The 13,482-nt window shown below is 41.1% G+C and carries 6 protein-coding genes; 1 reads left to right on the plus strand and 5 read right to left on the minus strand.

Annotated elements, in window-relative coordinates; genetic code table 11:
* Positions 1 to 73: 73 nt before the first annotated feature.
* From PQO05_RS17535 to PQO05_RS17555, 5 genes are all read right to left on the minus strand, one after another.
* Positions 74 to 2,461, minus strand: a complete 2,388-nt coding sequence (locus PQO05_RS17535) for an ABC transporter permease (RefSeq protein ID WP_273628731.1) — start codon at positions 2,459 to 2,461, stop codon at positions 74 to 76.
* A 109-nt stretch (positions 2,462 to 2,570) separates the two neighbouring features.
* Positions 2,571 to 4,994, minus strand: coding sequence for an ABC transporter permease (locus PQO05_RS17540; RefSeq protein ID WP_273628732.1), 2,424 nt, complete (start codon positions 4,992 to 4,994; stop codon positions 2,571 to 2,573).
* 147 nt (positions 4,995 to 5,141) lie between these two features.
* Positions 5,142 to 7,532 carry an ABC transporter permease gene (locus PQO05_RS17545; protein ID WP_273628733.1) on the minus strand — a complete coding sequence of 797 codons (2,391 nt, stop codon included), beginning with the start codon at positions 7,530 to 7,532 and terminating at the stop codon, positions 5,142 to 5,144.
* Positions 7,533 to 7,618: 86 nt separating this feature from the next.
* A complete protein-coding gene (locus PQO05_RS17550) occupies positions 7,619 to 8,296 on the minus strand; it encodes an ABC transporter ATP-binding protein (protein WP_273628734.1) in 678 nt (225 codons plus the stop codon).
* A gap of 96 nt (positions 8,297 to 8,392) precedes the next feature.
* On the minus strand, positions 8,393 to 9,646 hold the full coding sequence (locus PQO05_RS17555) for an efflux RND transporter periplasmic adaptor subunit (RefSeq protein WP_273628735.1): 1,254 nt from the start codon (positions 9,644 to 9,646) through the stop codon (positions 8,393 to 8,395).
* 588 nt (positions 9,647 to 10,234) lie between these two features.
* On the opposite strand from PQO05_RS17555, the gene PQO05_RS17560 reads away from it, so the two are divergent.
* Positions 10,235 to 13,465, plus strand: coding sequence for a SusC/RagA family TonB-linked outer membrane protein (locus tag PQO05_RS17560; protein ID WP_273628736.1), 3,231 nt, complete (start codon positions 10,235 to 10,237; stop codon positions 13,463 to 13,465).
* Positions 13,466 to 13,482 lie beyond the last annotated feature (17 nt).

Here is a 13,482-nt window from a genome sequence, read left to right on the forward strand (position 1 = left end):
AGTCTTTGTTCCCTCTTATAATCCTCTATCTTTTATCTAATTGTCTTTTGTCCCCAAGTCCTTTATCCAAAATCTATTTACTACGCAAGCTTTTAACCGGGTTTGCTAAAGCTGCTTTAACCGAGCGATAGCTAACCGTTAAAGACGAAATAACAATTGTAATTAACACCGCCGATAAGAAGATCCAGGGGCTTAGTGCTATCCGGTATTTAAAATCTTGTAGGTAGTGGTGCATAGCCCACCAGGCTAGTGGTGCGGCAATTACAAAAGCCACAAGCACCAGCATACCAAACTCGCGCCCAAACAACCATATAATATTTTGTACCGAGGCTCCTAATACTTTCCGTACGCCTATCTCTTTGGTTTTACGCAGTGCCATAAAAGATATTAATCCATATAGGCCCAGGCACCCAATTAAGATGGCGATGCATGCAAATACCTCAATCAGCTTTAACATGGTATTATCCTGATCGTAAAATTTGGCAAGGCGCTCATCCAAAAACTGATAGCTATAAATATGATCGGGGTAGGTTTCGGTCCAAAGTTTATCAAAAGCAGCCAAAGCAGGTTTAGCATTATTAAGGTTAACTTTTATAGCATAATTATCATAACTCTGATAGTTAGTGGTTAAAAATACCGGCGCTATACCTTGACGGAATGAGGCATTGTGAAAATTCTTAATCACCCCCACAACCGGGCCAGTATTACCCCCGGCACGAATCATTTTGCCAATAATATCCTGCGGCGAACGCAGATTTAGTTTTTTCACTACCACTTCATTCACAACGAATTCGCGCGAGGTATCCGATGGAAACAGGTTGCGGCCGGCTATCAGCTTTAATCCAAAAGTTTTAATGTATTGGTCGTCGGCATCCTTTTCGTTAATTTCCCAAAGCTCATCTTTAACGTTATTGCCATATCTGATGCCCGTTAGGTTATTAGATTGAGAAGCTGGCGGCTGATGGCATATCGAAACACTCTCTACCCCCGGCACGCTGGCCAGCCGGTTATGTAAGGTATTCATCTTCATTTTATCATCTGTTGGTACAGGCAATAAAATGATCCCTTGTTTATTAAAACCTAAATCGGTAGTGCGCGAAAAATTCATCTGGCTGGCTATCACTATAGTACCAATAATCAGCACCTGCGAAATTGCGAACTGCGTTATAACCAGCACTCTCCTTAAAGAAAAACCGCCCACATTTTTCTGCGACACTTCCCCTTTTAAAGCGATTACAGGCTGAAATTTTGCAAGTACCAAACCCGGATAAGAACCTGATAAAAATATAACCACTAAAGATAAAAGCACAAGGAATGATGCCAGCTCAATATCAGTACCTGTATTAAACTGAATTTTTGTGCCGAAAAGATCATTAAGATAAGGCAAAGCAAGATAGGCCAACACACAAGCCCCTGCTACAGACAGGAGTGTAATTAATGCCGTTTCTGAAATAAACTGCCAGAAAAGCTGCTTAGGTACCCCGCCCATCACTTTACGTACACCAACTTCTTTAGCCCGGTTAAGCACTTGTGCCGTAGCCAGGTTAATAAAGTTTACACAGGCTGTTACAATTAAAAACAGGCCAACTAAAGCAAAAGCCCACAGCATGCGTCTGTCTGTTTCGCCACTGTAATCTGTATTGAAGTGGATATCGTTAAGGGGCTGTAATTTATAAGTGGTGGTTTTGGCGTCTTCGGGGGCAAGGTATTTTTTAGCAAATCCAACAAAATTAAGGTCTACATTCTGTTGGGTTACGCTTGGTTTTAACAGTAAGAAACACTGCATACTGCTCGAAACCTGTGTCCAGCTATCGTCACGCGCCAGGTCGGGATAAGCATCTTTTAAATTGAGATAGGATAAATAAATCTCGCTCTTATAATCTGTATTATTGGGGATATCCTTCAAAATCCCCGTAACCTTAAAATCTGTTTTGTTGTTATACCTTATAATTTTGCCAATGGCCTCTTCGGTACCAAAATATTTGGCAGCCATTTTTTGGGTGATAATGGCGGTATTGGGTTCGGCCAACATAGTTTTCCTGTCGCCCTGCAGTAATGGGAAATTAAATATGTCGAAAAATTGAGGCTCGGCAAATGCTACGGTTTCCTCTTCATCAAACTTTTTAACATCCTTTGCTCCGGGTAAAGATATGAGCACCTTGCGGTTGGTTTTAATACGCGCTACGTGTTCTGCAAAGCTATAATTATCACGTACGGCCTTACCCAGGGGCTGCGGCACACCCGGTTGATATTCAATCGACTCTTCGTGAAACTCGGTAACCACCCGGTAAATCCGCTGCTTATTACGATGAAACGAATCGAAGCTTAGATGATAGCTTACCAGCATAAAAATGAGTATACCACAGGTAATACCCAATGATAAGCCCACCACATTGATAATAGCATAAGCCTTATTGTGCTTTAGGTTTCGTAAAGCCACTTTGATATAGTTTCTTATCATAGTTCGGTTGTCTGTTATCGGTTATCGGTTGTCAGTCTTGTCTTTTCGTCTTTTATTTAAAGCATAAGTGTTACTCGCTCATTCACTACTCACTCCTTCACAACTAAACCTATTCGCTTCGTAAACTCTTTATCGGGTTAATCAGCGCTGCTTTAACAGATTGGAAACTGATGGTTGCAAAAGCAATAACTATGGCTCCTAAACCTGCTACCGCAATTATCCACCATTGTATATTTTGCCTGTAAGCAAAGCCCTGCAGCCAGTATTGCATGGCAAACCAGGCTAATGGAGCGGCTATTATTATTGAAACAATTACCAGTTTTATAAAATCTATAGAAAGCATAGCTACAATCGTAGAAACTCCGGCTCCTAATACTTTGCGGATACCGATCTCTTTGGTACGTTGTTCGGCAGCGTAGGCTGCAAGGCCAAATAAACCTAAGCAGGCAATAATGATGGCCAGTGAGGTAAAGGATACAAATATTTTGCCCATACGTTGCTCGGTACGATAAGTAGCATCAAAATCCTGGTCCATAAATGAGTAGTCGAACTGCTGGTTAGGGCTCATTTCTTTCCATTTATTTTCAACCTGTTTGATAAAGCCAGGCATATCACTTGTTTTTACGCGTATGTTTAATGCACCCCGCTCCTCGCCAAGTATGAGTGTTAAATGCGAAACATTTTCGCGCAGCGAGTTAAAATTGAAATCTTTCATCACGCCAACAATGCGGTATCCTTTTATAACCTTAGCTTGCTGGTCCATAGGCACATACAGCATTTTGTTTATAGGATCTTTATAACCGAGGCGCTTTGCAGCCATTTCGTTGATAATAATTGATGACGAATCTGTAAGCATTTGTTTTGAAAAATCGCGACCGGCAACCATTTTAATTCCCAGTGTGTTGATATAGTCTTCGTCAACATACCACATTTGGGTGTTCATGGCGTTTTTAGTATCCAGCGTTGGTGTCAGAAACATGGTATTGCTGTTCCGATAGTCCATTGTTGGGGTATAACCGGTCATGGTAGCATTGCCAACACCAGGCATCCGCTTAATTTCGTCTTTAAAGGTTTTGGCTTGCTTACCCAATGCGTATAAGTTTTTTACCACCAGCACATGGCTGCGGCTATAACCCAGATCTTTATTTTGGATATATTTTAACTGATTATAAATTACCAGCGTACCAATGATCAAGAATATAGAAATAGAGAACTGCAGCACCACCAAAAAACTACGTAACGAACCACCTTTAAAACCGGCAGCCAGTTTACCTTTTAAAACCTCGATAGGCTGAAAACCTGATAAGAAAAACGCAGGATACGAGCCAGCCAAACAACCAATAACCAATACAATAATTAATATGGTTGGGATTAGCCATATTAAGGAATGAACAGTAAAAGTTAGCTCTTTCCCAGACATTTGGTTAAATATCGGCAATAAAGCCCATGCGGTGATAAGCGCAATAACAGTAGCCACCAGGGTAACCATAATAGATTCAGCCAGAAACTGGGCGATTAAATGTTTACGTGCCGAACCCAATACCTTACGTACCCCTACCTCACGTGCCCGGTTTGCAGAACGCGCGGTACTAAGGTTCATGAAGTTTACACAGGCTATCAGCAGAATAAACAAAGCAATAGCCGAGAAGATATATACGAACTGGATATTCCCATTCTGTCCCAATTCCGCCTGAAGATTAGATTTCAAGTGAATATCTTTCAACGGAATGGTATTCATACGGATGTAGTTCCCGGCTTTTTCGAAATCGTCATAGCTCATGTGCACTACATTTTGCATTTGCGGATCCATGTGCTCTTTCACCATCTGTTTCATCCGCCTGTTTAAGGCAACAATGTCTGCGCCCGGTTTAAGCAGGATATAAGTCTGGAAATTATTGCTCAGCCAGGTTGTTTGCCTGCTTTCGTCAAGTGTTGTCATCGATATAAAAATATCAGCCTGCACGTGCGATTGCTTAGGGATATCCTTAATTACACCGGTTATTTTATAGTTGGTATTTTCATTAGTTACCAAAGTTTTGCCAACTACGTTGGTGCTGCCAAAATATTTATTGGCTGTGCTTTCGCTTATTACTACAGCATGGGGCTCTTTCAAGGCAGTATTAGGGTCGCCATTGATCATGGGAAAGGTGAATACCGAAAAAATCTTTGGATCGGCATAAATCACATGGTGTTCCTGGATATTTTGCTCGCCTTTTTTCAGATTAAGTCCACCGTTTTGCCTAAACCTAACAGCATGTTCTACATCAGGGAACTCGCTCTCTAAAACAGCCGCCAGAGGTGCGGGAGCCACCGCATAAGAATCGTCACTTCCACCAAACTTAATATCATTGTTAACACGGTAAATTCGGTCTAACTTAACGTTATAACGGTCATAACTCAGCTCATCAATCACATAAAACACAATCAGCAAGCAAACAGCCAAACCCAAAGCCAGGCCCAATACATTGATGGCAGTAAAACCTTTATTTTTTTTCAGACTGCGGTACGCAGTTTTAATGTAATTCCTAAACATAACTCTTCGATTTAGTTGTCGGTTATCTGTTGTCGGTTGTCAGTCCTGGCAACCGTTTTATGTTCTTGGTCTTTTGTCTTTAATCCTTCATCTAATATCTATCGCCTCACAACTCACTAATTCACCACTCACTCCCTCACAACTCAATCATTCACTTCTCAAACTCTTTATTGGGTTTGCTATAGCTGCTTTAATAGATTGGAAACTAATGGTTAGCAGTGCGATTAACATGGCTACGCAACCTGCAATGGCAAACACCCACCAGTTAATAGTAATACGGTATTCGTAATTATTCAGCCAATTATGCATGCCCCAATAAGCCAGCGGAAAGGCTACTATGCAGGCCATCGCAACCAGTTTTAGGAAGTCGACAGAAAGCAGGCTTGTGATACCCGAAACTGATGCACCGAGCACTTTACGGATACCAATTTCTTTAAAGCGGCGTTCAGCGGTGTAAGCGGCTAAGCCAAATAAACCCAGGCACGAAATAACGATGGCCAGCAACGCGAAAACCTGCGACAGCTTGCTCACCAGCATTTCACTCAGGAAATGTTTATTAAACTGATCATCCACAAAACGGTATTCGAACGGGTAGCCTGGATTGTAGCGGCTTACAATGTTTTTAACATCGTCAATGCCTTTGGCTACATCTTTTCCGTTAAGCTTAACATACATAATGTAGGCATCCTGCGGCTTTATAACAGAAAAAACAACAGGGTCTGGCGTACCATACATGTTGCCATATACATAATCATTTACTACGCCAACTACCCTTAATTTAACATTAGGATCGCCTTCGTTATAATAGAGCTTATTGATAGCACTTCCCTTGCCCATTAGCTTTGCAAAAGATCTTGTTATCACCGTGTTCATGGTTTTAACCGCACCCTGCACAGCAACCACAGAATCGGATGATTGTAGGTTACGGCCTTCCAGAATGTGCATGCCCGAGGTGGCAAAAAACTCGGGGGTAATACTTCGGCCCGATATTAATACTTTACTACCGGGGGCTTTTCCTTCCCAGCCTAAGCGGTCGGTGTTGTTGCCGCCGCCTAATGTGGTATGGTCGGCTAAAGCTGCATCGCTTACGCGACCGCTATTAATCATATCCTGCTTAATGGCGTTAAAGTTTTTACCCAGGTCGCCATGTACCATTACTTCAACTAAGTTGTCTTTATTGAGGCCTAAGTTCCTCGATTTAACATGCTGGATCTGTTGATAAATAATGATGGTGCCTATAATTAAAATAATAGAAACAGAGAACTGTAGAACCACCAGCCCTTTGCGGATATATGCGGCGCTGCCGTCTTTCAATTTCAGCCCCTTTAATACAGATACCGGATTAAATGACGACAGATAGAACGAAGGGTAACTCCCTGCAATTAGCCCACAAATTAGCGTAATACCCAATAAAGCAAGCAGATGCAAAGGTTTATCCAAGCCAATAGTTAGCTGCTGCTGTACCAACGCGTTAAACAATGGCATTAGCAACACTACTATAAATACAGCCAGAATAGCGGCGACAAAGGCCAGTATTAAAGCTTCGCCGATAAATTGAGCTATTAATGATTTTTTACCTGCACCCAGCACTTTACGTACACCCACTTCGCGTGCACGTTTCTCGCTGCGGGCGGTAGCCAGGTTCATAAAATTGATGCAGGCTATTAATAAGATGATCCAGGCTATAACGCTGAACAACCGTACATACTCGATTTGCCCTCCGGTCATTTTACCATTTTCGAAATGATCGTGCAGATGCCAGTTGTTCAAATTAAACAGGAAAGGGTGACTGATGGATACAGGCGAGTGGCGCTGCACAAAGTTTTTCAGTTGCTTGTTAACGGCATCAACGTTGGCACCGGGTTTTAATTCGACATAGGTGGTGAGGCCGCTGTTACCCCAGTCTTTCATCCAGGGGCTTTGTTTGTAGATAATTTCAAATGGTGCTATCCACTCAAATTGTATACTCGAATTAGTGGGATTGTCTTTTATTACGCCCGACACCACGTAATTTTCTTTATTATCAACCCGTATGGTTTTGCCGATCACATTTTGCTGGTTGCCAAAAAACTTTTTGGCCGTAGCCTCAGTAATTACCAATGAGTTTAATTGAGAGAAGGCATTTTTGATATTCCCCTGCACAAATGGCAAAGTAAACATCTCGAAAAACGTTGGCTCAGCATATCTGCCCGATGCATATACAGATTTATCGCCAACGGTAAAAAGCAGTGATGTTTCACCTTCTGATGCACGGCAGGTTTTCTCTATGCCCGGTATTTCAGTCTGCATAGCAGCAGCTAAGGGTGCCTGCGTTGAGTTATGGGTAAACACATATTTATCATACGGCTGGTTAACCAGGGTTAAATAAACACGGTCTTTATTGGTGTTAAACTGGTCGAAACTAAACTCATTCTCAACCCATAGAAATATAAACGCCGCGCAGGCAATACCAATAGCCAGCCCGAAAATATTAAGGAAACTATAGCCTTTATTTTTGAAAAGGCTTCTTACTGCAGTTTTTAAATAATTCCGTATCATTTTGGTTGTCTGTTGTCGGTTGTTTGTTGTCAGCAGAGCTCTTTTGTCTTTCGTCCTTTATCTTTCCTTCTGTTCAGCGCAGATCCTTAGATCATAATATTTTCCATCACCGTATGGCCATCCAACAGGCGGATAATGCGGTGACTGTAACGAGCATCATGCTCAGAGTGGGTTACCATTACAATGGTAGTTCCTTGCTCGTTCAGATCTGTTAAAAGTTCCATTACATCATTACCGTTACTGCTATCCAGGTTACCGGTAGGCTCATCCGCCAGTATCAGTTTAGGGTTGTTAACCACGGCACGGGCAATGGCCACACGCTGTTGCTGACCGCCCGATAGTTGTTGCGGATAGTGGTTGCGGCGGTGCATGATCTGCATTTTGTCCAGCACTTCTTCTACCCTTTTCACACGGTCGGCAGCGGCTACGCCGGTATAAATTAAAGGCAGCTCTACATTTTCAAAAACGGTAAGTTCATCAATTAAGTTAAAGCTCTGGAAAACGAAGCCAATGTTATGCTTGCGCAGGTCGGCACGTTTACGCTCATTAAAATGGGCAACCTCTATATCGTTAAACACATAGCTGCCAGCATCCGGATCATCAAGCATGCCCAATATATTGAGCAAAGTAGATTTGCCGCAGCCCGATGGGCCCATAATGGCAACAAACTCGCCTTTGCGCACTTCCATGCTTAATTTGTTAAGTGCAATGGTTTCTACCTCTTCTGTGCGATAGAATTTTTCCAGATCTGTAATTTTAATCATTTGGCCTCCTCAACCCGGGTGGGGGTTATTTTTGTTTTAATTGTGATTATATCTTTATTTATTAAATCTCGTTTGTTACACCTTATATATAGTGTGTTATTTCTTCAACACCAGCTCCTGCATATCGCCGTAATTATCATAGCCTGATGTTACTACTTTGTCGCCAGGTTTTAAGCCTTGCAATACCTGGTAATAATCCGGGCTTTGAAGTCCCAGTTGTATATCAACACGGTAAGCAGTTTTACCATCTTCGCTCAGTTTAAAGATCCAGTTACCACCGGTTTGCTGGTAGAAACCACCTTTCGGCACCAGTACTGCCTGGATCTGATCGCTTAATGCCAGCCTGATCTGCAGCGTTTGCCCGCGGCGGATAGTAGTTGGCACCTGGCCAACAAACTGCATATCAACCTGGAAACGGCCATTGGTTACCTGTGTAAATATTTTGGTGATCTTTAGCTTATAAGTTTTATCGCCCAAAGTAAAATCGCCCATCAGACCGTTAAAAATACGGGTGATGTAGTGCTCGTCAATATCAACCCTTACCTTGTATCCAGATAAGACGTCAATTTGGCCTAAACGTTCCCCTTGTTTTTTATTTTGTCCAACTTCAGCATCCATTGAGGTTAACTGGCCATCAATAGGAGCACGCACAATCAGGTCACCAACCTTTCTGCGCATCAGCTCCAGGGTTGATTTCATGTGGGCATAAGACTCTTTCATCTGCGCTGCCTGAACTTTGGTTGATGCTGTATCCTGGCTCAGGATCTGCAAGTTTAATTTTTTACGCCTTACCTGGTAAGTAAAATCGTTTTGCGCTTTTTGGAACTCCTGTAAACCAATCGCTTTTTGTTCGTACAGGTGTTTATCCAATTTATAAACCCTTTCAGATTCTTTAAGGGCGTTGTCAACATCGGCCATCTGGTTTAATTTGCCAATGGTATTTTGTTGCGCATTATCGCGCGAGATTTGCATTTGGGTGAGCACGTTAAATACGGCAGTTTCCTGGTTGGCCAGGCTTAGTTCCAGATCAGTATTGGCCAGTTTCATAATGGGCTGGCCTTTTTTCATTTCGGCACCGTCTTCAACAAATTTCTGTTCAACACGTCCGCCTTCTATCGCATCAAGGTAAATGGTGGTAATAGGCATTACAACGCCATTAACCGGTATAAACTCCTGGAACGGCCCTTTTGTAATTTCACTTATTGTAATACGCTCTGTATCAACATTTAATTTACTTTTTCCGGAAGTAAACAAAATACTGCCTCCTACAAGTATTACAACTGCCGCAATACCGGCAATAGTCATAATACGTTTAGTATTCCATTTCTTTTTTTCAATTTTTCTGTCCACAGCTATAAATATAATTTCTAAGTACTATCAAAAACGCATGCCACAATATAAAATACTGATTATCAGTACAGTAATATAGCTTTATGGTAATTAAGCGTACGCTTCTGTTACAGCATGTGTACGATATTGATACAACTCTCCGAAAAGTTTATTGATCTGGCAAAAACGGCGATTTTATGACCTAAAACCACATTATCACCCTATAATCTCTAATGATATTTGATAAAATATTGAAATAGATATAAAAAATCACCTTAATCATAATTTAATACGGGGTTTATATAACAAACAGTCGTATTTATTTCAATAAAAACCACACAAAAGCAATATAATTTTAATAAAACACGATTTTATTTGACATCCGATCAATAAAAACATCAAAAAGTGACAAAAAACCAAACATATAGTTACATATTTATTTATAAAAATGGCAATTAAGTGAATTTAATATTAACACAATCATAAATAATTATAAACAGCCTTCTAAGTATTTTACATTTTCCTAAAAATATGAGCGCCTATTGTAATTAAAATGTTACGTCATATCTTGTTAGTGTTATTCTAACTAACTGACTTAATTATTCAAGTATGAAAAAACACTTACTCAAGAACTTGTTTTGGGTTTTGATGTTACTGACCTGCAATTTAGCGTGGTCACAAACCCGTACCGTGTCCGGTACTGTAACAGCACAAGATGACGGTTTACCACTCCCCGGTGTAAGCGTCACAGCCAAAGGAACCCGCATTGGCACACAAACATCTGCGGATGGTAAATTCACTATCTCGGTTCCGGCTGGAGCCACCTCCCTGGTATTTAGTTTCATTGGTTATAACACTGTTGATGTACCTATCACAGGCGGGCCAATCCATGTAAAATTAGCAACCAATAACAAACAACTTAATGAGGTTGTAGTAACTGGTTCGGGTGTTGCAACCAGTAAGGCAAAACTAGGTATCTCACCAGAGAGTATCTCGGCCAAAAACTTACCGCCAACCCCGTCTGCATCTGTCGACCAGGCATTGGTAGGTAAAATACCGGGTGCGCAAATATCATCAGTAGATGGTACACCAGGTGCCCGTACCAACATTTTGTTACGAGGTATTAACACTATTCAACGTGGTACATCACCAATGATCTTGGTTGACGGGGTTGAATCTGGTGCTACAGACATCAGTTTATTAGATCTTAGTAACGTTGATCACATTGAGGTTGTACAAGGTGCAGCTTCATCTACCATTTATGGTGCCCAGGGTGCAAACGGTGTTATCCAGATCTTTACTAAAAAGGGTGTACAAGGCAGGTTGCAAATCAACGTATCAAGCAGTGTTGCTGCTAACAGCATCATCAACAGCGGCGATGTGCACCAGGCAAAATTCAACAGCTTTAAAACTGATGCCAACGGTAATTTCATTGACGGCAATGGCAACATTATTAAACTGGATGAAGATGGTACGTTTAACGGTGTAACCTGGGCTTATGCTGCTGATGGCAATAACCCAACAGCAATGTCGAACCCGCTAAACATCGATAACAAACCTTATGGTACTAACCTTAAGTATTACGATCACATTCAGCAGTTATTTAAAACCGCTTATACAACTAATAATACCGTAAATATTTCGGGCGCTAATGATAAGGTTGATTATAACTTTGGCGTATCAAATAACCACCAGCAAAGTACCATCCGTACCAATGGTTATAATGATCGCAGCAACCTTACTGCTAACTTAGGTTTCGAACTTTTTAAAGGATTCACTTTAAGATCAACAACCCAATTAATTTACAACAAAAGCACACTTAACCCATCTTTTGGTGTAGGTAACGCAGGTGGTTTATTTGCGGCATTAAACTCTTCTCCTTTTTACGACTTTAACCAGCGCTTGCCAGATGGCACTTATCCTAACTCATTAAACTCGGGTACGGTGAGTGTTAACGGTTCGAACCCATTCTACAATACAGAATATTCGAGCAACTCTGATAACCGTGTAGACATTTTGCAAAACATCCAGGCTGATTACAAGATCAATCATTTTGTAACCTTAAACGCTAAATATGGCTTAAACCATAGCAACAGGGAAGAAAACTGGATTTTCCAAAATCAATCTGGCAACCAAAACTCAAATGACCTGGAAGCCTGGACATACTATAACAATGGTAATGATAATACCGGTGAGCTTGACAAATTCACCTATAAAACCACTTTCCAGAACTTTAACGGTTCGGCAATTATCCGTACAGATTTCCAAAAAGATTTTCATTTAAACGTACCGATCACTACATCTACATTATTGCAATACGATTATCGTAAAACCAATTATTCTGAATTTTTTGTTTACGGTTATAGCTTGCCAAGCTACCCTATCTATAACTTTCAGCAAACATCAACACAACAAGTTACCAGGGATTACACCGAGCCATTTGTTACTTATGGTTATGTAGTGAATCAAAAAATTGACTTTGGCGATTTTGGTGGTGTAGCAGGTGGTTTCAGAAGTGATTATTCATCAGCATTTGGGCAAGGCTCTAAACCATTTACCTTTCCAAACGTAAATGCATACATCCGCCCTTCATCATTCAATTTCTGGAAAGATGGTGCTTTAGGAAAGATTTTCCCGGAGTTTAAATTAAGAGGTGCTTATGGCGAGGCCGGTATCCAACCGCAGCCGTTTGACCGCTACCCTACTATTACTCCAGGTAACTTAGGTTCTAACCTGGCGTTCTCCCTGCCTAATCAGCAAAACAATCCCAACATCAATGTTGAGGTTTCTAAAGAGACTGAGTTTGGTACCGATTTCGCTATTAAAGGCGCAAACGGCAACTGGTTCTCTAACTTTAACGTAAGCGCAACCTATTGGAAACGTAAAGGCAGCGACATTATTTACAATGTTAGTGTGGCTCCGTCAACAGGTGCATCTACGTTGAAAAACAACGCGATCGATATCTCTTCGCACGGTTTCCAGGCTTCATTAAACATGGACATTTATAAATCAAAAGATTTTAACTGGAACATGACCACCAACTTTAGCAAGCAAACTTCTAAAATTGACAAAATCAACGGACCTCCAATTATCTTAACCTCATCAGCCGGTAGCTCTTCATTAGTATTGATACCAGGCGCTAAGATCGGCCAGTTATATGGTTACAAAGTAATTACCAGCCTTGATGAAAAAAATCAGGAAGGTGTGCCTTATATCCAACCGGCAGATTATGGCAAATATGAAATTGTTAACGGTGCTGTTGTAGATAAAACCACCAAGGGTATCCAATTTACCAACGAAGCTTATGCTTTTGGTGATCCCAACCCGGCTTTCAACATGTCGTTCATCAACTCATTTAACTACAAAAATTTAACATTTGGTTTTCAGTTTGACTGGGTACAAGGCAGCCACCTGTACAACCAAACAAAAGAGTGGATGTATCGTGATGGTATAAGCAGCGATTATGATAAACCTGTAACCATTAACGGTACAACTGCAGCTTACACTGCTTACTACCGCAGTGCTTACGCCGATTATTTTGGCGCACGTAACGGCCCGGCACGTAACGGCACTAAAGATTATTTCTATGAAGATGCTTCATTTGTACGCCTGAGAAACGTGTCATTAGGCTACGATTTTTCGAGAATAATCAACAACAAAGTTTTCAGAAAAGTACAGCTTGTATTTACCGGGCGTAACTTACTTACGTTTACTAAATACACCGGTTTCGATCCTGAGATCAGCACGGGTACTTCTAACTCAGCATTTGACCGCGGTGTTGATAACAGCTCATCACCAAATCTTAAATCTTATCAATTAGGATTAAATCTTGGATTTTAATTGAACATTTAAATTGT

The sequence above is a fragment of the Mucilaginibacter jinjuensis genome, from assembly GCF_028596025.1.
Taxonomy (GTDB): domain Bacteria; phylum Bacteroidota; class Bacteroidia; order Sphingobacteriales; family Sphingobacteriaceae; genus Mucilaginibacter; species Mucilaginibacter jinjuensis.

Excerpts from the sequence above, each read along its gene's own strand:
- PQO05_RS17560 (WP_273628736.1), top strand. The coding sequence starts at position 10,235 with ATGAAAAAACACTTACTCAAGAACTTGTTTTGGGTTTTGATGTTACTG.
- PQO05_RS17545 (WP_273628733.1), bottom strand. The coding sequence starts at position 7,532 with ATGATACGGAATTATTTAAAAACTGCAGTAAGAAGCCTTTTCAAAAAT.
- PQO05_RS17535 (WP_273628731.1), bottom strand. The coding sequence starts at position 2,461 with ATGATAAGAAACTATATCAAAGTGGCTTTACGAAACCTAAAGCACAAT.
- PQO05_RS17540 (WP_273628732.1), bottom strand. The coding sequence starts at position 4,994 with ATGTTTAGGAATTACATTAAAACTGCGTACCGCAGTCTGAAAAAAAAT.
- PQO05_RS17550 (WP_273628734.1), bottom strand. The coding sequence starts at position 8,296 with ATGATTAAAATTACAGATCTGGAAAAATTCTATCGCACAGAAGAGGTA.